The following is a 21,622-nucleotide window of genomic DNA, read 5'->3' as shown; positions in this document are numbered from 1 at the left end:
AAATAAAAATAAGTAAAAGTAAATACGAACAAAGCTATAATCAAGTTTTTGATTATAAAATAATATGCTTAAACTGATCTATTATGTTCCAGAATCACACCTTGAAGCAACCAAACTTGCAATTTTTCAAGCAGGAGCGGGTGGTATTGGTGATTATGAACATTGCGCTTGGCAAGTGTTAGGAATAGGGCAATTTAAACCGTTAAGCGGTGCACAGCCTTTTATAGGCGAGTTAGATCATTTAGAGCAATTGCCTGAATGGCGAGTGGAAACTATCGTTCCTGAACACAAGGCCAAACAAGTGGCAATCGCTTTAAAAGCAAGTCATCCTTATGAAGAACCTGCTTTTGAGTTTATTCAAATCATTGATATTGAATAATAGTTTAAAAATCTTAACCCTCTTCTGAACAAAGAGGTGGAATTTATAAGCTAAAATTAAACTTTTTGAATAAACAAATCACGATCAAAACGGTATTGTGGGAAGAATACGTCATCTTCAGCACGTTCACCGGCACTAATCACCATGACTGGAAATTCTTTATCACCTAGATTGAGGATCTTGCGAACTAAGGGTTCATCAAAACCTTCCATCATGCAACTGTCAAAACCATAAGCACGTAAAGCCAGTACCAAGTTTTCACAAGCCAAGGCTGTTGTTTTACTGGCCCAAAGCTTTGCATCAGCTGGGTTGAATGCAGTGACAGGAAGTTGTTTATCTAAAGTGCGTGCTACTTTAAAAGCCACCTTTTTAAAGTTACCTAAAGCATTCAGATAACCTGTTTTATAGTTATATGCAATAAATTTATAATATTGTTTTACAGCTCTTGGCGCTTCTGGCATTGGGAAATGGGTTAAATTGTTTTTTGCCATTTCATCAATACGGTCAATACGTGCCACACATACAATCAGTTCTGCGGCTGTTTTTGCTGATAATTGGCTTAAACAAGCTTTGACTAATTGTTTCTTTTTCGCTTGAGACTGAACCACATAGAACGTCCAAGGCTGAAGATTTGATGAGTTTGGTGCCAATAAAGCCAAATCTAAACAAGCATCTAAAACATCGGCAGGAATTTGCTTTTCAGTGTATTTACGTACTGAGCGACGACTTTCTATGACTTTACGGAAATTTTCAATATCGATATCTTGTGGAGCGGGTTCGTAATAGCGCTTCTTGGTCGTTGTATCTTGTGACATGATCTTTACCCATAATTAAATGATATGTTTTATTGGATTCAAAATGACAAAAGCCACTGAATATTAGTCATGCAGTGGCTTTTGACAGATTCTCTCAATTAATTAAATTGAGAGAAGTTTGGCTTACGCTTTTGCATAAATGCGGCAACGGCTTCAGCCATTTCAGGTGATTTAACGCGTTGCATAAAGATCACCGCTTCATCATCCACGCATTGAATAATCTCTTCAAGATTATGCTTCATTAATGCTTTGGTTTGTTTGATTGAAGCCAACGGAAGTGCTGCTAGGGTCTGTGCTTGGTGTAAAGCGTGACCATATACATCGTCTTCAATACTATTGATTAAGCCAGCATTGAGCGCTTTTTCACTGTTAAATTTTTGTGCAGTTAACAGTAATTCAGCCGCTTTATGATATCCCGCTTGTTGAATTAAGAGTTTACTGGAAGCACCCTCAGGAGAAAGTCCCAGACTGACAAATGGGATTTGGAATAGGGCAGTATTGTCTGCATAAACGAGGTCAGCATGTAAAAGTACTGTTACTCCGATCCCGATCGCCACACCACGTACTGCGCAGATCAATGGTTTAGATAAACGTGCAGCAGATTTTAATAATACAAATGGAGGGCCGTCACCTTCTTTACCTTCAAGTGGTTGTTGAATGAAAGCCATAAAATCTTTCATATCATTACCTGCACTAAAGTCAGCATCTGCGCCACGTAAGATTACCACACGAACATCACGATCTTGATCAGCTTCATCTAGGGCTTTTGCAATCCATAGATATAATTCACCATACAGTGCATTTTTTGCTTCTGGTCGATTAATTGCTAAAGTCAGTACACCATTCTCTAAATTTGCGTTTAAATGTTGATGTGGCTGTTGAATACAACTAAGTGTCATCGTACTATCCTTGCTTTAAAATTTAATTGGATTTTATGCCCTCATTATGTCGCATATTTGAAATTCTGTTGCAACTGATGAGTTCATAAAAATTACTTTTATGACTTATAAATTTGATTATCTTGTTTATATTGGACGTTTTCAGCCCTTTCATCTCGCGCATATGCAAACTATTAAAATTGCATTACAACAAAGCCAATATGTAATTTTGGCCTTGGGTTCTGCGCAAAATGAACGGAATACTAAAAATCCTTTTCTGGCATCAGAACGGGAACAAATGATTTTATCTAATTTTTCTGAAGCGGATCAAAAACGAATCAAATTTGTACATGTTATTGATGTTTATAATGATACTAAATGGGTAGAGCTGGTTAAGTCCTTGGTGAATGCTACAGTTTTAGAGACTGATAAGATTGGTTTAATTGGTCACTTTAAAGATGATTCATCTTATTACTTAAAACTATTTCCAGAATGGCAAATGGTTGAATTGGATAGTTTAGTTGGCTCTATCTCTGCGACCCCACTACGTGAGGCATATTATCGTGGTGAAGTTTATCAGGTCGAGTTTCCTTTGGGCACAGCTGAGTTTTTAGAGAAATTTCAGAAAACGGAAATTTACCAACAATTAAAGTACAAATACCAAACGCAAGACAAATCAAATCTTTAATGTTTTTTGTGTGCATTGCAATACACTGAATAGAAATATATAGAATATGAATGGAGTATTGCATGCAGTTTAAATCAGTCGCTATAAACGGAGTTTTATTGGGTAGCTTCGTTATTTCGATTTCAAGCTATGCCGCGTCTTGGACATTGACACCCAATAGTGATGTTGGATTTCATATCGACTCATTGGGTATGAACATCGTCAAAGGGCAATTTAAGCGTGTTAATTCTTCCCTTAATTTTGATACGAGCGCTCCGCAAAATGCATCTACTGAATTTGTGATGGATGTAAATAGCCTAAGCATTAATAAATCTTCTTTAAAAAATATGATTATGGGTGAAGACTTATTTTACGCTGCTAAATATCCTTCCGCTTCTTTTAAAAGTATGGCATTTAAACCGCTTGCTAATAATAAGTATCTAATTTCAGGTAATTTAACCTTGCGTAATGTGACTAAGCCTGTAACTTTTAATGCAACAATTAAACCCAATCTAAATAATCCAAAATTGCTGGATTTTAGTTCTACTACAGTCATAAAGCGTAGTGATTTCGGAATGAAAAAAGCTGTGGGTGGCGTTGGAGAAAAAGTGAATATCCAAGTGTCTGGGCAGTGGAGGATAAAGTAATAACGTACAGTGCCCAACATAATTAGCATAATATCTATAACGTAGTTTTACTTTTTTTATTGTTCAATTATTTATTGTATATCTATCGCATAGCGATACGGATATCATTTTTACGCGGGGACGATTCACTCATTCGACAATTTTTTTGGTACTTAGATACTTTAACTCTGAGTACTAGAACAAAGCACAATTTTTTGTAACGCAAGCTAAGGGTTTAGCTCGTCAAATGTATGAAATTTCAATCTGGGATATGGTTGGGCTCTTTACATGTGATTTGAATTCGCTATTAATCAAATAGTATTAGCATGTGCTTAGATTAAAATAGACTGAGTATTACTAATTAAATCCAAAGTGAGTTTTTCCAGTTGCTTAGATTGTTGTTTCCAATGATGCCAATATAGATGTAAATCGGTTCTTGCTTTGGGTATGATTTCAAGTAATTGTCCTGTTACTAATTCTTTTTGAATTTGCATTTTAGGTACCATGCCATAGCCCAAATCGAGCAAAATCGCATCTACAAAAGATGTTGCAGAAGGAATAAAGTGGCATGGATAACTGTTTGGCATCAAGCCAAAAACTTGCTGTAAAACTTCGGCATGCACGTGGTCTTTATCATTAAAAATAACAGCAGGGATATGCCGTAATGTTTCACGTTGAATACCATGCTGAAAGTAAGTGTGGATAAAATTCGGTGTAGCAACCATCCTATAACTCATTGTACCTAAATGAATCGCCTCACAGCCTTTCATTGGTTTCGATTCGGTTGAAATACAGGCATTGACTAATCCCGCTTCCAGTAAGTGATGGGTTTGAGTTTGATCATCAATTTTTAAGTCTATAGCAATTTTTTCTGTAAGTAAGGTGTGTTGAATTGTGGGTAATAGCCACGTCACCAATGAATCGGCATTGGTGGCTATGTTTAATTTAAAAAATTGTGATTGTGAACTTTGTCCTTGAAGACTCTGAATTAAATTCTGTTCCATCAAGCGATGATGTTGTAGAAAAAGTAACACTTCCTGGCCTGCTTGAGTGACTTTGCATGGTCTTTCTCGAATGATCAGGACTTGTCCAAGTTGTTTTTCCAAAGTTTGCAAACGTAGTGTTACCGCTGACGCTGTGATGTTCAAACGAATAGCAGCTTGCTCAAAGCTACCTGTTTCGGCAACCGCTAGAAAAGCTTCACTATGCTTACTTTGTAACATGCCGATCCTCTAAAAAATTGGACGTTTTTATATAAAGAGATGAGTTATTTTAAAATACCCCATTACCAATAACTAAGAAAAACTTAACTTAGATGATATTTACTTAGAAATACTCATTTAAAGGAGTAAATTTGGATAATAGCACAATCCATTCAAAACTTTAAAAGTGTAGTTTTAAAATGTTGCAAAGTTATATGCAGGGGTTAGCTGTTGGGTTTAGCCTGATTATTGCAATTGGCGCTCAAAATGCTTTTGTACTCAAACAAGGTTTAAAGAAGCAACATGTATTTTGGGTTTGCGTGGTCTGTGCCGCATCTGATTCGATTTTAATTTTATTGGGTGTGCTTGGATTTTCAAAAGTTATTCAAACCCATCCAGAGTTTGTCGATTGGGCAAAGTATTTCGGAGCAACGTTTTTATTGGTCTATGGAGCACAACATTTTCTACAAGCTTTCAGAACATCGACAGGTTTAAAACCGAGTGAAAATAATGAATTCAAACTAATGAAAATGCTTCTGATTTGTTTAGCTTTAACTTGGCTTAATCCACATGTTTATTTGGATACAGTGGTTTTAATTGGTTCTATATCGACAAAGTTTGAATCTACCGCCGCGCTGTATTTTGCGATTGGTGCAGTAACGGCATCGTGGTTATTCTTCTTTAGCTTAGGTTTTGGTGCACGCTTTTTACTCCCCGTTTTTCAAAATCAACGCTCATGGCAAATATTAGATTTTATTATTGCATTAGTCATGTGGGGAATTGCAATATCTTTGCTGGTTTAATTGGTATTGTTGGTCAACTCACCATAATGATCATTTTTAATGAGAAAAGAAGGAATAAGCTATATCGGATTTGAGTATGTTCTCAATAAGAAACTGCTAAAGTCCCTGACACGCTTAAAATCGCGTTAACTTCAAAGCGAGTAGGGACTTTTGCAGTTAAGCTTTTTGTAGTGCTTTTAAGTCTTCTAAAACTTGTTCAGCATGTCCAGCTGCTTTAACTTTACGATATTCTTTAACCAGTTTACCTTGATGATAAATAAATGTTGAGCGTTCAATTCCCATCACTTTTTTACCATACATATTTTTTTCTTTAATCACATCAAAGTGTTTACATAATTCTTCTTCTTTGTCACTGATCAGATTAATGGTCAATGCTTGCTTTTCAGTAAAGTTTTGATGTGCTTTTACAGAGTCACGAGATACACCAATGATAGTGGTATTTAAAGCGTCAAATTGGTCTTTTATACAGGAGAAACCAACCGCTTGAGTGGTACAGCCAGATGTAGAATCTTTTGGATAAAAATATAAAACTAACCAATCTGTGGAGAGCTCAGTGAGATTGATTTCACCCGTAGTCGTAGGGAATTTTTGATTCGGAAGTAATATTTGCTCAGTCATTGTTTGTCCTTAAATGCTATCTTGTTTAAGTTCAAGTGCTAGAAATGCATAATTTTCATGATACAGAATATCACCTTTATGCATTAAAAGTGGTTTTTTAAAAATGGGACCATCTATCAATGTGGTATGAAATTCACCAGCTTCACCACATGGATCAATCCCTCGTGTAATTAATTCATTCACAAAATCAGCTGTTAAAATTCTACCTAAATCTTCAACCCGCATACCGAGGTTTAAATTAATCGTCACAATGATGCTGACAAAACCCAGTTGAATCAATTCACTCACAATGTCGAGCCGTGGTTTTTGCCATAATGGCATGCATAACTGTAATTGGCTTTGCTCACAGACAGATTGGTTCCATTGCGCATGTCCAATCAGATCAATATCACCCGTAACAAGGGCTTCTGCACCCAGCTGTTTGGCTTGATTGAGCAGATTTAAAAATTGATGTTCATACTCATTCCACGTGGCTGCTGCTTTAAGAATTGGTAAACCAATCAGCTTAGCTTGAGTATCAATGATATCCAGCGGCATGGCGTGAGAACGAGATCTTTGCCCATGTTCTTCTAACATGACCATTAAAGCCACGGCTTGTCCAGTTTGCAAAGCATGGTATAACGCAAGGCTACTATCTTTACCGCCACTATATGAAGCAACAAACTTTTGTTGCTGTAGAACAGTGTCCCATTGATCTAGCATATCGCTTTGTATCATCCAATTGTAAAAAGAGCCTGCATATGCAGGCTCTTCACAACAAGAAGAAATTATTTCTTCGCTTGTGCAGCTTTCATTGCTTCTTCAGTTAAGGTTTTTAATTTACCTGTTAACTGAGGACCAAAACATGTTTGAAGGTCTTGGTTGTTTTTTTGAACGAAAGCCAGTGTCGCTGGGCTTTTCTTTTGGTTAATGGCACTTTGAATTTGCCATTTTTGATCATTGGTTAACTTACCATCAGATTCAACAGCACAGCTACAGTATTTACTTACTTCCGCAGAAGTTAACTTACCACCTTTAGCAGTTTCTGTTTTACACACACCAATAAGCGCAGATTTCACATTTGCGCTTTTATAGGCTTGTTGAACTGCATTTGATTCAGCAGCAAAAGCCGTAGATCCCATTAAAGCCGAGGCTGAAAATAAAGCAGAAAGAATAAGACTTGATTTTAAATTTTTCATAAACAGTACCTTGTTATTGCGGTATATAACGTGTTGGGTCTGCAATACCTGCATCCTTAAAACCTTCTTTACGAAGTCGGCAGCTATCACACTTGCCACAAGCACGTCCTTGGTCATCTGCTTGATAGCATGAAACCGTTTGACTATAGTCTACGCCATGTTCGATACCTAAGCGTATTATATTCGCTTTGGATAAATGTAACAGAGGTGTTTCAAATTTAAGAGGCTTTCCTTCCACACCCACTTTCGTTGCAAGACGAGCCATATTGGCAAAAGCCTCGATAAACTCTGGTCGGCAGTCAGGATATCCAGAATAATCAACAGCATTGATGCCAATTACAATTGCTTGAGCATCAAAAACTTCAGCAGCAGCAAGTGCATAAGACAAGAAAATGGTGTTACGTGCTGGAACATAAGTTACAGGAATACCATCTGTTTCATGATCAGGTACATCAATGTTAAGGTCTGTAAGCGCTGAACCGCCTAAATTACCTAAATCGATATTAATCACACGATGTTCTACACCTGCGCGTTGCGTTAAAGCACGGGCTGCATCGAGTTCAGTGGTAGAGCGTTGACCATACATAAAACTTAGGGCGATACAGTCATAGTTTGCTTGAGCCCAAGCCAAACACGTCGTTGAGTCTAAGCCACCAGATAATAAGACTACGGCACGAGGGCGCATATCCAACTCTCCAAATATTAATAATTGACGATAAATTTAACGACCAGTTTCATCGTTCCAAAGCAATTTATGTAATTGCAACTGGAAGCGAACAGGGAGATGGTCTTCTAAAATCCATTGTGCTAAATCACGAGCAAGCTGAGGCAAACGTGCCGCACCTTTTTCCACTGCAAAAGCAGGAGAAAACCAAACTGTACTGACTTTTTGCTCTAAAGCGTATTGTTCAACTTGCTGTTTAGACCATTCATAATCTTCACGATTACAAATCACAAATTTGATTTGATCATGTTGGGTTAAATGATCAAGATTGCTCAGTAAATTTCGTGCAACCTCACCCGAAGTTGGGGTTTTTAAATCTAAAACTTTTGAAACGCGTGAGTCGACTTTAGAGACATCTAAAGCGCCGCTGGTTTCTAAAGAAACTTCACAACCTAAATCTGCCAAACGTTGCATTAGGGGTAAGGCATTGGGTTGAGCGAGGGGTTCGCCACCTGTGACACAGATGTAAGGAGTTTTATAATCTAATGTTGTTTGAATTATTTGGTCAAGCGATTGGCGCTCGCCACCTTCAAAAGAATAGGTGGTATCGCAATAGGTACAGCGTAATGGGCAACCCGTTAAACGAATAAAAACAGTAGGTAAACCCGTAGTGTTGGCTTCACCTTGCAATGAATAAAAAATCTCCGTGATACGTAGCCCCGCAGACGGATCAGAAACAGGAATAGTTGAAGAACGAAGAGAATTCATGAAATTTACCACAGATTACAAAATGAAAAATCTCTACGATCACGATTGACCGTAGAGATGAGAAGCGATTGCCATGCTAGATGACTAAAATTCCACGAGGGGATATAAATTAGTCTTCGCGAAGCAATTCGTTCAGGCTTGTTTTAGCGCGTGTTTTAGCATCAACTTTCTTGACAATAATTGCAGCATATAAGCTATACGTACCACATTTAGATGGTAGGCTGCCTGAAACAACAACTGATCCAGCGGGTACACGACCATAATGGATTTCACCTGTTTCACGGTCAAAAATCTTAGTCGATTGACCAATGAATACGCCCATTGAAATAACTGAGCCTTCTTCAACAATCACACCTTCAACGATTTCAGAACGTGCACCAATAAAGCAGTTATCTTCAATGATTGTTGGGTTTGCTTGAAGTGGTTCAAGAACACCACCAATGCCTACACCACCTGAAAGATGAACATTTTTACCAATTTGGGCACACGAACCTACAGTTGCCCATGTATCGACCATTGTGCCTTCATCTACATAAGCACCAATGTTTACATACGAAGGCATCAATACTACATTTTTCGCTTGGAAAGAACCTTTACGCGCAACAGCAGGCGGTACTACACGTACACCAGCAGCTTTAAATTGTTCTTCAGTCCAACCTGTAAATTTAGTCTCTACTTTGTCATAGAAACGAAGATCACATGATTCGATTGGCTTGTTATCATTTAACTTAAAAGACAATAACACAGCTTTTTTCAACCATTGGTGAACAATCCATTCACCGTCAATTTTTTCAGCTACACGAAGTGTACCGTTATCTAAGCCAGCAATGGCTTCTTCAACAGCTTGACGTACTTCAGCAGGGCAATCTACTGCTGTAAAGTTAGCACGGTTTTCAAACGCTTGTTCGATGATCGTTGAAAGCTGAGACATGATCTTCCTTCCCAAAAAATTTTAAAAGATTCTACACCAAATTGGACTCAGTTTAGATATAAAATCTAGTTTCAATCGAAAAAACTAATCTTATAATTTAAAATAAAATAACCAAAAGAGCGAATTGTTAAGTTTTTATTTAACTTATTCTCTTTAAAAACAACAATTAATATCTATTTGTATCAAAAAATAACAAAAAGCAATCAATTTATCTATTAATTGTGAGCAGAGAATCACATATGATCGTCCTGAGTCCAACACATTAATGATTAAAGAACAAACTCTATTTTTTGAGGAGACATAAATGAAAGTGTTAAAATTATTGGCTGTTACAGCTGCGTTATCTGCTTCTGGTCTAGCAATGGCAGATGGTTCTGTTGTTGACCAAGGTTATGCATTTGAAGCAAACCAATTAATTCCTACAGGTGCTCGTCTTGAAGTCGGTACAACTGGTTACGGTGGTGCTTTACTTTGGACTGCTAACCCTTATGTTGGTTTAGCACTGGGTTATAACGGTGGTGATATTTCTTGGTCTGATGATTTAAAAATCAATGGATCTAAATATGACTTAGACATGGACAACAAATTAGCGTATTTAAACGCTGAGATTCGTCCTTGGGGTGCAAGCCAAAATACTTGGGCACAAGGTCTATATGTCGCTGCTGGTGTAGCTTATATTGACAATGATTATGATGTAAATCGTAATATTGGTCGTAATGCATCATTTAAAGTTGATGGGTCACGCTTTAATGCTGGTTTAAATGATAATGTATCAATCAAAGGTAACCAGAAATACGATAATGACATTGCCCCATATGTAGGCTTCGGTATTGCTCCGAAAATTAATAAGAATTTCGGTGTATTTGGTGAAGTAGGTGCTTACTACACAGGTAATCCAACAGTGGAACTGGTTTCTAGTAACCCTGGATTAATTGGTGATGATGGTCGTACTCTAGGTCAAGCAACTAGAGCAGAAGCGGATAAAATCCGTAATGATGACAAATATAAATGGTTACCAGTTGGTAAAGTGGGCGTAAGCTACCATTGGTAATTGATTGTTGATCATGTAATAAAAAACGAGCTTCGGCTCGTTTTTTTATTTTGAACTGGGTATTTTTTATAACTGGATTTTCAGATGAATCAAAAGCGATAGCCAAGTCGAATTCCATGGGCAAAAGCATCATTATGAGCCACTTCAGATAAAGTTGAGTTTTGAATAATCGAAGTATTGGCATCTAAGTCGCTAACTTTTGCTTTATTGAATTTAAAATATTTAACACCATAAGAAATAAAGCTCTGCGGATTGATGTTATATAAAGCACCCAAACCTAAAGCATAAAAGCCATCAGAAGGATTTAAGGTTCCAGCGGGATTCGCAGTGCCTGAATCCCATGAAATATCCGTAGTGGCAATCCATTGTTGTGAAAATATATGTGCAAGCCCAAGCTTTGCAGACCATTGATTTTTGTTGTAATCAATCAAATTAAAAGGTTTGATTAGCTCGGGATATTGTTCTGCAGCAATATTAACCACTGCACCAAATTGTCTAGGTTGAATTTCAAAATCTTTCCAATTGACCCACCTCAAATTACCATAAAGAATATTCGATGGTGTTAAACCAGTCTGAAGATCCAAATTGATGGATTGAGGTGTGGTGATTTGCGTTTTCGCGAAGGGAAGAATACTTAAAGCTTGCTCTGCAACATCCTCATTGATTGCCGATTGATGATTGATTTTGGAACGATAGGTAATCGCAGTTTTTACTGCATACTCTGGAATTTGGTAGCTTAGACCTGCAAGCCAACCATGACCTGAACTTTGTTTTAGCTCTGCATGATAACCACTCATCGCTGAATAGTTTGCTCCAAAGACTTTGAGTTCACCCTCAAACTGTTGATAAATGCCACCAGTATATATATTCCAATTCGCACTAGGTTGATAACCCAATAACATTGAAAGGTTTTGGCTTTTAAACTTAAATTGACCCGACTCTAAAAGTTGCTTTCCAGCAAAGCTCTGTGGGCGATATTCATAACTGAGATCAACACCATAAGGCTGATCATAAATCAGTCCAAATGAAAGTTGCGAGGCAATTTGTAGTTTTGCGGCAGCTTTGACAAAGTGGTAATTGTTAACAAGGTTGCCTGTTGAAAAATCTTGAATGCCGAGTTGTTTGAATTGCTCATGTTGGGGTAGTTGTCCTGAAACATCTGCATAGAGCTCTGCATAAGACAACTCTACATAATGACGTGGTTCTAAAAAAGCAAGGATAGACTGGTCAGATTTCTCCATACCTGCTGCATGGCTAAAAAGAGGAACAAAACTTCCAAGGGTTAAGCCCCAAGCAATCGAATTCATTCATTCCCCCAAAAATAAATTGATCAGTGATTAAGATAAGACTAAATTTTATACTAAAAAAGCATGCTCATAATAAAATATTAAATAAAATCAAATAGATTAATTATTCTTAAGAGTTTGTGTTTTATTTTTAAATGATAAAAAAGAGAGCCGTAGCTCTCTATCATTAATCATCATGACTCTTTGATGGTTTCTTTCTTGATGATTGATTTCAAAGTTTAATCATCAGGATACGCAATTTTTTTCAATGCTTTGATATCAGCTTCTGGAGAGCAGAGCGAAATAAACTCATAGCCATAGCCACGGAGTAGATGCCCTTTCCGAACTGCAATCCATGTCGTATTTAAACCAAAAATATCAGTATCGATTTGTTTTAGACGCTTATCTCGTTCTGTGTCATAAGCGACATCATTGACGATACCGACACCCATTCCCAGTTCAACATAGGTTTTGATCACATCGGCATCCAGTGCTGACATCACAATGTCTACATCTAAATTGGCATCTTCAAAGGCTTTATCAATTTTAGAACGTCCAGTAAAACCCCCGTGATAAGTAATAATTGGAAATTCAGCCAATTTTTCTAAGGTAATCTCTTTGGGATTAAGCTTAGTCAATGGGTGATCTTGTGGCGTAATGATGCTGTGTTTCCAGTTATAGAAAGATACACTGCCCAAATTATCTTCAGTGGTCAGTGATTCAGTTGCAATACCGATATCAGCCAAACCAAGCAATAACATTTCAGATATTTCCACAGGACTGGCTTGTTGCAAAATCAAATGAACTTTTGGAAATGCTTTTTTAAATAAATTCACGATCGGTGGTAACACATAACGTGCTTGTGTATGTGTTGTTGCGATGGTGAGTGTACCTTCATCAACTTTATTAAAATCGTCTGCAAGACGTTTAATATTGTCAGCATCAATGAGCATGCGTTCAACAATACTCAGTAGGGCTTGACCAGGTTCAGTTAAACCTAATAACCGTTTACCTTTACGAACAAAAAGTTGTACACCCAATTCATCTTCTAAATCTTTAATATGCTTACTTACACCTGATTGCGAGGTATAAAGTGCAGCAGATGCTTCAGTTAAATTGTAATTTTGACGAACTGTTTCTCGAATAATTCGTAATTGTTGAAAGTTCATGATGTTCGATACCTCAAATGTGGATGAATAGGAGTAATATTCATCCTGTCGTCGATTATGCGACTTGATTTTCAAATAGGTGAAGTGTAGATGCACTTACCCAAACTGTTTGATTTGGTCGATATTGATGTAATTTTGCTTCATCAGGATTTAAAGCAATTTCAATCAGTTGTCCTTGACGATCTTGTAACTCTGCCATAACTTTACCCGCAATCCACAACTCACGTAAGAAAATTGCTTGAATTGTATTTTCAGTCGGTTGCGTATGAATTTTCAATTCATTTGGTCGGGCAAAGGCAATCACTTTACCATTGGCGGTTTGTGTAGCCGAAGGCAGATGGATGCGATCTTCACCAATTTGAATGATGCCTTGATGGTTTTCACCTTCAAAACGGTTTGCTTGACCTAAAAAGTCAAATACAAAAGGTGTTGCAGGCTTTTCATAAACTTCACGCGGTGAACCAATTTGTTCAATATCACCTTTGTTCATTACCACGATTTGATCAGCAACTTCTAAGGCTTCTTCTTGATCATGGGTAACAAAGATTGAAGTGATATGTAATTCATCATGTAAAGTACGTAACCAACGGCGTAATTCTTTACGTACTTTGGCATCCAGTGCACCAAACGGTTCATCTAAGAGTAATACCCGAGGTTCAACAGCCAATGCGCGTGCCAATGCAATACGTTGACGTTGACCGCCAGACAATTGCGCTGGATAACGATCTGCTAAGAAACCGAGCTGTACCAAATCTAGTAAACGGGTAACGCGCTTTTTTATTTCAGTTTCATTTGGTCGAGTTGCTTTTGGACGAACACGTAAACCAAATGCAACATTGTCATAGACGGTCATATGACGGAACAATGCGTAATGCTGAAAAACAAAACCTACTTGTCGTTCGCGTACGTGAATATTAGTCGCATCTGTACCTTCAAGAATGACTTGCCCTTTATCGGTAGATTCTAAACCAGCAATGATACGCAGTAGTGTCGTTTTACCACAACCAGAAGGGCCAAGTAGCGCAACCAGCTGACCTTCTGGAAAATCTAAAGAGATGTTTTTAAGTGCATGGAATGCACCGAAGTTTTTTTCAATATTTTTAACTTGAATACTCATGTGCAATTCCTTAAGAAACAGTTGATTCTTTACTTTCTCGATCTTGTTTTTCTTGGCGATATTCAACCCATGTTTTTAAAATCAGGGTAAAAATGGCTAAGAATGCTAACAGTGTTGAGACCGCAAAAGCAGCACTAATCGAATTTGGTTCGTTATATAAAATTTCAATATGCAACGGTAAGGTATTGGTTTCGCCACGAATATGTCCTGAAACCACAGATACTGCACCGAATTCACCCATGGCACGTGCATTACACAAAATCACGCCATAAATAAGACCCCATTTGATATTTGGAATGGTGATTTTCCAAAAGGTTTGCCAACCAGAAGCTCCGAGTACAATCGCAGCTTCTTCTTCTTCCGTACCTTGTGCTTCCATCAATGGAATCAATTCACGTGCCACAAAAGGAACAGTAATAAATACAGTGGCAAGGATAATGGCCGGTGTTGCATAGAGGATTTTAATATCATGTTCAATTAACCATGATCCAATCCAACCTTGTGAACCAAAGATTAAAACCAACATTAAACCAGCAATGACGGGTGAGACTGAAAATGGTGTATCAATAATGGTGGTTAAGAATGATTTTCCACGGAAATTAAACTTGGCGACACACCATGCTGCTGTAACACCAAAAATCACATTCAAAGGTACTGCAATGGCTGCAGTCAATAATGTGAGTTTGACTGCAGACAAAGTATAAGGGTCAACTAGTGAGGCAAAGTAGACTTGAACCCCTTGTTTAAATGCTTCAACAAAAATAAGCACCAACGGTAGAATTAAGCAGCCTAAAAAGAAAATCAGACCAATAATCAGTAAGGTATTACGTACCCATGCCGGTTCACGTGTCGCATCACGAGATTGCAATTTTTCTGCCAAAGCATTGCTATTGGTATTTAAGCTCATCGTGCTGTTCTCCCTGTACGGCGACTAGCCCAAGCCTGTATCAAGTTAATCAGGAACAAGATAAAGAAAGAAATCACCAGCATCACAACTGCAATTGTCGTTGCACCTGCATAATCATATTCTTCAAGGCGCGTAATGATCATTAACGGAGCAATTTCAGTTTCGTAAGGAATATTTCCCGCAATAAAGATTACCGAACCATATTCACCCACACCACGAGCAAATGCCAACGCAAAGCCAGTCAGTAATGCAGGAAACAAAATCGGTAAAATGATTCTTGTTACGATCTGAAAACGGTTTGCACCCAATGCCGAAGCGGCTTCTTCTAGCTCAGTTTCAAGATCACTTAAAACAGGCTGGACTGTACGAACCACAAAAGGAATACCAATAAAAATTAAAGCAAGCGTAATACCCAGTGAGGTATAGGCAATTTTAATCCCTAAAGGCTCAAGCAAATGACCAATCCAACCTGTTGATGCATATAAAGAGGTTAATGCAATACCTGCGACCGCTGTAGGTAATGCAAAGGGTAAGTCCACCAATGCATCGACTATACGTTTACCAGGAAATGAATAACGGACTAAGCACCAAGCCAATAAAAATCCGAAAATGACATTGATTAAGGCTGCAATGAGGGCGGTGGTAAAACTGAGCTGTAATGATTTTAAAATACGTTCAGAGCTCAAGATTTCCCACAAACCATCCCAACCTACGCCTAATGATTTTATGAATACAGCAGACAGTGGTATCAGTACGATTAATGATAGATACGCTAGGGTGAAGCCTAGTGAAAGACCAAAACCTGGCAGCACTCGGGATCGCTGCGACATGATGACTCCTCAAAAGAGAGAAAGCTTATTGAAATCAATAAGCAAATTTAAAACGATTTTGCAAGCTTAAAAGGCAATGATTAAATTGCAAATTTAAATAACAACTTGTTGTCATCAGTATTACTGATAAAGAAGTTTTGCTGATTAAAAATCAAATGATCATAAATTTCAGGAAAGTGCCCAAAGCCTGATGCAACATTGATATGCCCAACTTGACCTAAATTTCGAGGTCTAATTTTCCATGCTTTTGCTAGCTTTTGTGCATCCTCAAAATTCAACCAAGGATCATTTTCAGAAATAATCATTTCAGCAGGCACAGTTATTTTCAATTCATGAAAATAAGCTTCATAGTCACCCATACTGTTTCGAGCAAAACCAGCCTCACCAAAACGTGCTGGATTAGCTGGTGCAACTAAAATAATTTTTCTTACTTTAGCTACAATTTCAGGATGTTGAGCCAAAGCAGCAACCGTGGTTAAACATCCGAAACTATGTGCAACAATTTGAACAGGTTGTTCAGAATTGACGACAGTCGCAACAAATTGGGCAATCCAGTCCTTCAGAATAGGTAAGTTCCAATCTTGTTGTTGTACGCGCGAGCAAGACATGAGTTCACGTTGTAATTTAGATTGCCAGTGATCGTAATCACTACCACCAACGCCTGGAACAATAATTGTATGAATCAAGTCTATGCTCCTGTTTCCTTTCGTTTAAGTTTATTTTAAACAGTTATTTGCTGCTTGCATTGGCTTTTACGATTTGATCAAAAACACCATTATTTTCAAAATGTTGCTTTTGAACTTTAGTCCAACCGCCAAACTCTTTGTCAATTGTTACCAATTTTAACGGTTTGAAGGTTGTCGCATACTTTTGTAAAATTGCTGCATTACGCGGACGATAGAAGTTTTTCGCTGCAATGTCTTGACCAGCAGGTGAATACAGATAGTTTAAATATGCTTTCGCTAAGTTTAAGTTACCGTCTTTTTCAGCATTCTTTTCAACAATCGCGACAGGGGGTTCTGCTAAGATCGATAGTGATGGGGTAATGATTTCAAATTTACCCGGTTGTTCACGTGTAGATAAATACGCTTCATTTTCCCAAGCTAATAACACATCACCAATACCGCGTTCTGCAAATGTTGTAGTAGAACCACGTGCACCAGAATCAAGTACTTTAGTTTGTTTATAAATTTGACGTACAAACTCTTGTGCTTTCGCGTCTGAACCATATTTATGTTTTGCCCAAGCCCATGCTGCCAAATAGTTCCAGCGTGCACCACCTGAAGTTTTAGGGTTTGGTGTTACAATTTCTACACCTGGTTTTACCAAATCACCCCAGTCTTTGATGCCTTTCGGGTTACCTTTACGGACGAGGAAAACGATTGTTGATGTGTAAGGTGTAGAGTTTTGTGGGAATTTCTTTTGCCAGTCTTTTGGCAATAAATTTGTATTTTGCGCAATTGCATCAATATCTGCGGCCAATGCTAAAGTCACAACATCTGCTTGCAAACCATCAATTACAGCACGGGCTTGTTTGCCAGAACCACCATGTGATTGTTTAAATTGGATGTCTTGGCCCGTTTTAGATTTCCAAAATGTTGCAAATTGCTTGTTAAAATTATCGTACAATTCTCGTGTAGGATCATAAGAGACATTTAAAAAATCTTTTGCAGCAACGCTGAAAGATGTGGTTGAAATTAGTGCTGCTGCTACAGCGAATTTAAGTTTAGAGAACTGCATTTTTTTGCCCCATTTAATTCTGAAGTTCGGTAAGATGGAGTGAGCATAACGCTAGTCTTTATCCATAAAAAATAATAAAAAACGAATTTTATATGAATAAAAAAGAAAAAGAAAATACTTATATTGCTTATAGTATTCGTGCAAAGTCATAGGAAACTGCTTAATGATCTGTTTTAAAAATGCTCAATTTGTTGATTCTATTTCACTTTTAGACCGAGCATTTCATTATGGAGATGGTTGTTTTACTACAGTCCGATTACATCAAGATGTTATGGAGTTGGAACTTTTACATCGTGCTCGATTGAAGCTAGCGGCTGAACGTTTGTTTTTAGATGTGAATTTCGAATTGTTGGATCACACCCTACAAGGTTTAAGACAAAAAAATGGAATATTGAATGGAACATTGAAAGTGATTATTAGTCGGGGAGATGGTGACCGTGGTTATGCAATGCCCGAGCATGAAGCAGACCTTTATGTGGTCTATTATCCAAAAACAACTGCGTGCTTTCAGCCTGAATTAATTCAAAGTGGTGTATTAGATCAGGCGATTGGCTTATTGATGCCAAATTTGGTGGGACTAAAAACCTTAAATCGTTTAGAACAGGTACTACTCAAAAAAGAAGCTCAAGCAAAAGGCTGGTTAGAAGCATTAGTTACAGATGTACAAGGTTCAGTTGTTGAAGGTGTGAGCAGTAATTGTTTTATTCGAATAAACAATAGATGGATTACGCCTGAACTTCGTTATAATGGTGTACATGGTGTGATGCGAGCCGAAATTTTGTCACGGATGCAACATTATGGCGTCAATTGTGAACAGCGTTTTATCGATATGGATGAAATTCAACATTTTCAAAGCCTATTCTTTTGCAATGCACTCAGTCCAATGAAAGCAGTCGAAACGTTGAATCATCAATATCTAGACACTCAATCCTGTGTTGAGTTATTTAATACTTTAAATTTAAGTCAGTTTAATTCTCATGTCTAAAACCAAACCTAAGCCAAAGTCTAAAAAGAAAACTCAAGCCCAAGTGAGCAATAACATTTATAAAGGCATTGCAATCGTTCTGGTTATTTTTTTTCTCATAACTGCAATTATTTTAAAAAATAGTATTTTTAAAGAATATCCAGTGACAGGTCAAAAACAAAAGCTGTCTATTTCAAATGGTGAAACCTATACCGGTTTTATTGATCAATTGGCCAAAGAGGATAAGGTCAGTTTTCCGATTATTCTTAAGCTCTATCGTAAGATTTTCATCCATGACACCATGAAAGCTGGTGTGTATGAAGTGACCAAAGGGATGAATGTACGTCAAGTATTAGAAATGGTTTCTAATATTGAAAATGCTCAGATGAGCCGACTTTTAGTGATTGAGGGAACAACAACCAAGCAATTAATTCAGTCATTGCAAAAAGATCCATTGGTTGAAAAATCAGTGATCCAACTTCCCCGTAGTGAAATGCTGAAAGCTTTAGATATTCCTTATGATCACCCAGAAGGTTTATTTGCACCTGATACTTATTTCTTTGATAAAGGTGCAACGGATAAGCAAATCTTGACTGATCTTTACCAACGTCAAATGAAAATTTTAGATGAAGCTTGGGAAAAACGCGCGCCAGACTTACCTTATAAAAATAAATATGAAGCCTTAATCATGGCATCGATTATTGAAAAAGAAACTAGTGTAGACAGCGAGTTACCTCAGGTTTCAGGTGTGTTCTATCGTCGTTTAAAACTGGGCATGCGTTTACAAACCGATCCTACCGTGATTTATGGGATGGGTGATAAATATACGGGTAAAATTTCTAAGCAGGATTTACGTACACCGACTGCTTATAATACATATACGATCAATGGTTTACCGCCTACACCGATTGCTTTACCTAGTAAAAAAGCCATTGAAGCGACGATGCATCCAGATCACTCTGAAAACATTTACTTTGTTGCCACAGGTAATGGTGGGCACAAATTTACAGCCAATCTGAATGATCATAATCGCGCAGTGCAAGAATATATTCAAGTTATGCGGTCTAAGAATTAAGGAATGAGCATGTTTATAAGTTTTGAAGGTACTGAAGGTGTAGGAAAAACCACGCTCATTCAAAAGTTATTTGATTACTTTCAACAACAAGGTCAACAGGTTGTTTTAACACGTGAGCCTGGTGGTACGCCCTTAGCTGAACAAATTCGTTCATTATTGCTGTCTGTCAATCATGAAGAACAGATGAGTAATGACACTGAGTTATTGCTGATGTATGCAGCACGAGCACAACATTTGGCAACTGTGATTTTACCTGCATTGGCAGAGGGTAAAATTGTACTGTGTGACCGGTTTGTCGATTCAAGCTTTGCTTATCAATGTGCTGGTCGCGGGTTAAGCCGAGATAAGTTACAACTGCTCAATGAAAATTTTGTTTCTAAAATGCCAGATATTACTTTTTGGTTGGATGCACCAATTGAATTGGGAATGAACCGTGCACGTGCACGCGGTGCCTTAGACCGCTTTGAACAAGAAAAAGTGGTGTTTTTTGAATCGGTACGTAGTGGTTTTTCTGAAATACATCTTCGCGATTCTCAGCGAATGAAACGTTTAGATGCAACTCAAGCACCAGCGCAAGTATTTGCTGAGGCGTTGAGTTATTTAAAATAAGTGCCAATCAATCCTCTAAATAAGTTCAGTTGAGCAATTTATTCTATTGATTTGAACGATAAAGGGGCTGTTGGCATTTCATAAATGGCTTGCGTTGGAGGCTAAAATTGAGCATGAGACGTATACGTCGTAAAGCATGAAGAAAATAGCGAGACTATTTTCGAGTTTCATAACGCAGACTAAGATAATTTTAGTCACAACCCTGAGCAAGAACAAAGCACTGCTTTGTTTGCAGCGCAAGGCGCAGTGGGGGGACTTAAGTGTTTTTTGTCACTACTTCGTTACCTTGCGAAACGATGTTTCTCATCATTTAGAATGACTAAATTTCGTATTTCGTGCCTAGTATTGCCTAAAAAACACTTATAGTCGTAAACATAGACGAATTGTCAACGGCCCCTAGTGTTTTGAACCGAAAAAGTCTTTATATTGTTTTAGGTCATGGATATAAAGACTTTAATTATGAAAAGCTCGAAAGCTGAAATCGTAGAATTCTTACAGCAATTTTTTTCACCTAGCTTACAACGTTGTGAAATTGAAGAAGTAACCGAAAAAGGAGCTTCATTGGTTTGGCATGTCAGTGATCAAGATATACGACCAGGTGGAACTGTTTCAGGCCCTACCATGATGGCCCTAGCAGATTTTGCACTGTATGTTGCGATTATGGGTGAAATCGGTTTAGTGGGTTTGACGGTCACAACCAATATGAATATTAATTTTTTACGCAAACCAACAGGTGGTGTTGATATTCGCGGCGTGTGTAAATTGATGAAAGTGGGTAAAGCTTTAATTGTGGGGGAGGTCTGGATTTATTCTTTGGATTCGGATGATCCTGTTGCTCATGTGACAGGAACTTATTCTGTTCCACCACAAAAAAAAATCATTTAGGGGTTTTAAAATACCTGTTGGGTGATTTTTTATAATCCCTAGCAGTTTTCTGATGGTTTTTAATGATCACTATTTTTACTGATGGTTAGCTTGTTTTGATCATCAATCTATATTTTTGGTTCAAGCATCATTAACAATAGACTTTTACGTTCGTTCTTTTTTAAAGCATAGATCATCATACAATCCCCTTATTCTAGCCTTCTCCCAAAGGGAGAAGGGGCTTTCGATAAAAAGTCTAATTCACTCAATATGGCCATTTTTGATTGATGAAAGATCGTTGATGGATACTTAAATCATGAATGTGAGCATGAGTATCAAAAAGAATAATAAATAATCAATTGTATTGATTGATATAGATGGAATTACAACTTGAGTGATATATTGAGTTGTGCAAGGGATAATGCTAATTTATTCATAATAAATAGTTGATTTAAAAATATTAATATAGATTGAATGGAAT

General features: G+C 37.6%; 25 protein-coding genes. 9 read left to right on the top strand and 16 right to left on the bottom strand.

Features of this window, described 5'->3' with window-relative positions; genetic code table 11:
* Window positions 1–64: 64 nt before the first annotated feature.
* Window positions 65–379, top strand: a complete 315-nt coding sequence (locus ACG916_RS00600; protein WP_419327161.1) for a YqfO family protein — start codon at window positions 65–67, stop codon at window positions 377–379.
* A 56-nt stretch (window positions 380–435) separates the two neighbouring features.
* On the opposite strand, the gene ACG916_RS00595 is transcribed toward ACG916_RS00600, so the two are convergent.
* Together ACG916_RS00595 and ACG916_RS00590 are read right to left on the bottom strand one after the other, a co-directional pair.
* A complete protein-coding gene (locus ACG916_RS00595; RefSeq protein WP_419330096.1) occupies window positions 436–1,194 on the bottom strand; it encodes a nitroreductase family protein in 759 nt (252 codons plus the stop codon).
* Window positions 1,195–1,292: 98 nt separating this feature from the next.
* On the bottom strand, window positions 1,293–2,093 hold the full coding sequence (locus ACG916_RS00590) for an enoyl-CoA hydratase (RefSeq protein ID WP_004717217.1): 801 nt from the start codon (window positions 2,091–2,093) through the stop codon (window positions 1,293–1,295).
* A 100-nt stretch (window positions 2,094–2,193) separates the two neighbouring features.
* Here ACG916_RS00590 and ACG916_RS00585 point away from each other — a divergent pair, with 100 nt between their 5' ends.
* Together ACG916_RS00585 and ACG916_RS00580 are read left to right on the top strand one after the other, a co-directional pair.
* The gene (locus ACG916_RS00585; protein WP_336951767.1) at window positions 2,194–2,760 is read left to right on the top strand and encodes a nicotinate-nicotinamide nucleotide adenylyltransferase; all 567 of its coding nucleotides are present in this window, start codon (window positions 2,194–2,196) and stop codon (window positions 2,758–2,760) included.
* Between the two features lie 62 nt (window positions 2,761–2,822).
* Window positions 2,823–3,386, top strand: a complete 564-nt coding sequence (locus ACG916_RS00580; protein ID WP_336951766.1) for a YceI family protein — start codon at window positions 2,823–2,825, stop codon at window positions 3,384–3,386.
* A 311-nt stretch (window positions 3,387–3,697) separates the two neighbouring features.
* On the opposite strand, the gene ACG916_RS00575 is transcribed toward ACG916_RS00580, so the two are convergent.
* Complete coding sequence (locus ACG916_RS00575) at window positions 3,698–4,588, bottom strand: LysR family transcriptional regulator ArgP (RefSeq protein ID WP_336951765.1); 891 nt, start codon at window positions 4,586–4,588, stop codon at window positions 3,698–3,700.
* A gap of 179 nt (window positions 4,589–4,767) precedes the next feature.
* Between ACG916_RS00575 and ACG916_RS00570 the strand changes: the two genes are divergently transcribed.
* A complete protein-coding gene (locus ACG916_RS00570) occupies window positions 4,768–5,370 on the top strand; it encodes a LysE/ArgO family amino acid transporter (protein WP_419327162.1) in 603 nt (200 codons plus the stop codon).
* 156 nt (window positions 5,371–5,526) lie between these two features.
* Here ACG916_RS00570 and ACG916_RS00565 read toward each other — a convergent pair whose 3' ends face one another.
* The 6 genes from ACG916_RS00565 to dapD all read right to left on the bottom strand — a co-directional run bounded on the left by ACG916_RS00565 (window position 5,527) and on the right by dapD (window position 9,529).
* Window positions 5,527–5,988, bottom strand: a complete 462-nt coding sequence (locus ACG916_RS00565) for a peroxiredoxin (protein ID WP_419327163.1) — start codon at window positions 5,986–5,988, stop codon at window positions 5,527–5,529.
* Window positions 5,989–5,997: 9 nt separating this feature from the next.
* Entirely contained in the window at window positions 5,998–6,690 is a 693-nt protein-coding gene (locus ACG916_RS00560) for a Dph6-related ATP pyrophosphatase (protein ID WP_419327164.1), read from the bottom strand.
* A gap of 65 nt (window positions 6,691–6,755) precedes the next feature.
* Window positions 6,756–7,166 (bottom strand): hypothetical protein, encoded by a 411-nt coding sequence (locus tag ACG916_RS00555; protein ID WP_004717195.1) that lies wholly within the window; start codon window positions 7,164–7,166, stop codon window positions 6,756–6,758.
* 13 nt (window positions 7,167–7,179) lie between these two features.
* On the bottom strand, window positions 7,180–7,851 hold the full coding sequence (queC, locus tag ACG916_RS00550) for a 7-cyano-7-deazaguanine synthase QueC (protein ID WP_004717194.1): 672 nt from the start codon (window positions 7,849–7,851) through the stop codon (window positions 7,180–7,182).
* Between the two features lie 36 nt (window positions 7,852–7,887).
* Entirely contained in the window at window positions 7,888–8,598 is a 711-nt protein-coding gene (gene queE, locus ACG916_RS00545) for a 7-carboxy-7-deazaguanine synthase QueE (RefSeq protein ID WP_419327165.1), read from the bottom strand.
* Between the two features lie 109 nt (window positions 8,599–8,707).
* Window positions 8,708–9,529, bottom strand: coding sequence for a 2,3,4,5-tetrahydropyridine-2,6-dicarboxylate N-succinyltransferase (gene dapD / locus ACG916_RS00540; RefSeq protein WP_034612558.1), 822 nt, complete (start codon window positions 9,527–9,529; stop codon window positions 8,708–8,710).
* A gap of 304 nt (window positions 9,530–9,833) precedes the next feature.
* Between dapD and carO the strand changes: the two genes are divergently transcribed.
* Window positions 9,834–10,580: an ornithine uptake porin CarO gene (gene carO, locus ACG916_RS00535; protein ID WP_336951758.1), complete on the top strand. Its 747-nt coding sequence runs from the start codon at window positions 9,834–9,836 to the stop codon at window positions 10,578–10,580.
* Between the two features lie 89 nt (window positions 10,581–10,669).
* Here carO and ACG916_RS00530 read toward each other — a convergent pair whose 3' ends face one another.
* The 7 genes from ACG916_RS00530 to ACG916_RS00500 all read right to left on the bottom strand — a co-directional run bounded on the left by ACG916_RS00530 (window position 10,670) and on the right by ACG916_RS00500 (window position 17,629).
* Window positions 10,670–11,887 carry an OmpP1/FadL family transporter gene (locus tag ACG916_RS00530; protein ID WP_336951757.1) on the bottom strand — a complete coding sequence of 406 codons (1,218 nt, stop codon included), beginning with the start codon at window positions 11,885–11,887 and terminating at the stop codon, window positions 10,670–10,672.
* Between the two features lie 218 nt (window positions 11,888–12,105).
* Window positions 12,106–13,035: a CysB family HTH-type transcriptional regulator gene (locus tag ACG916_RS00525; RefSeq protein ID WP_004717184.1), complete on the bottom strand. Its 930-nt coding sequence runs from the start codon at window positions 13,033–13,035 to the stop codon at window positions 12,106–12,108.
* A gap of 55 nt (window positions 13,036–13,090) precedes the next feature.
* Complete coding sequence (locus tag ACG916_RS00520) at window positions 13,091–14,152, bottom strand: sulfate/molybdate ABC transporter ATP-binding protein (RefSeq protein ID WP_336951756.1); 1,062 nt, start codon at window positions 14,150–14,152, stop codon at window positions 13,091–13,093.
* A 10-nt stretch (window positions 14,153–14,162) separates the two neighbouring features.
* Complete coding sequence (gene cysW / locus ACG916_RS00515) at window positions 14,163–15,059, bottom strand: sulfate ABC transporter permease subunit CysW (protein WP_419327167.1); 897 nt, start codon at window positions 15,057–15,059, stop codon at window positions 14,163–14,165.
* Window positions 15,056–15,889, bottom strand: a complete 834-nt coding sequence (gene cysT, locus ACG916_RS00510; protein WP_336951754.1) for a sulfate ABC transporter permease subunit CysT — start codon at window positions 15,887–15,889, stop codon at window positions 15,056–15,058. Before cysT ends, cysW begins: the two co-directional genes overlap by 4 nt.
* 80 nt (window positions 15,890–15,969) lie before the next feature.
* Entirely contained in the window at window positions 15,970–16,575 is a 606-nt protein-coding gene (locus ACG916_RS00505; RefSeq protein WP_336951753.1) for an RBBP9/YdeN family alpha/beta hydrolase, read from the bottom strand.
* A 43-nt stretch (window positions 16,576–16,618) separates the two neighbouring features.
* A complete protein-coding gene (locus tag ACG916_RS00500) occupies window positions 16,619–17,629 on the bottom strand; it encodes a sulfate ABC transporter substrate-binding protein (RefSeq protein ID WP_336951752.1) in 1,011 nt (336 codons plus the stop codon).
* Between the two features lie 163 nt (window positions 17,630–17,792).
* Between ACG916_RS00500 and pabC the strand changes: the two genes are divergently transcribed.
* From pabC to ACG916_RS00480, 4 genes are all read left to right on the top strand, one after another.
* Complete coding sequence (pabC, locus tag ACG916_RS00495) at window positions 17,793–18,614, top strand: aminodeoxychorismate lyase (RefSeq protein ID WP_419327168.1); 822 nt, start codon at window positions 17,793–17,795, stop codon at window positions 18,612–18,614.
* Window positions 18,607–19,668, top strand: coding sequence for an endolytic transglycosylase MltG (gene mltG / locus ACG916_RS00490; protein ID WP_419327169.1), 1,062 nt, complete (start codon window positions 18,607–18,609; stop codon window positions 19,666–19,668). The genes pabC and mltG overlap by 8 nt, the downstream gene beginning before the upstream one ends.
* A 9-nt stretch (window positions 19,669–19,677) precedes the next feature.
* Complete coding sequence (gene tmk, locus ACG916_RS00485) at window positions 19,678–20,277, top strand: dTMP kinase (RefSeq protein ID WP_419327170.1); 600 nt, start codon at window positions 19,678–19,680, stop codon at window positions 20,275–20,277.
* Window positions 20,278–20,736: 459 nt separating this feature from the next.
* Window positions 20,737–21,162, top strand: coding sequence for a PaaI family thioesterase (locus ACG916_RS00480; protein ID WP_336951748.1), 426 nt, complete (start codon window positions 20,737–20,739; stop codon window positions 21,160–21,162).
* Window positions 21,163–21,622 lie beyond the last annotated feature (460 nt).

The organism is Acinetobacter legionensis (assembly GCF_048552295.1).
Classification (GTDB): Bacteria; Pseudomonadota; Gammaproteobacteria; order Pseudomonadales; family Moraxellaceae; genus Acinetobacter.
Note: the sequence above shows the minus strand (reverse complement) of the source record. Positions and strands in the feature narration are given on the sequence as shown.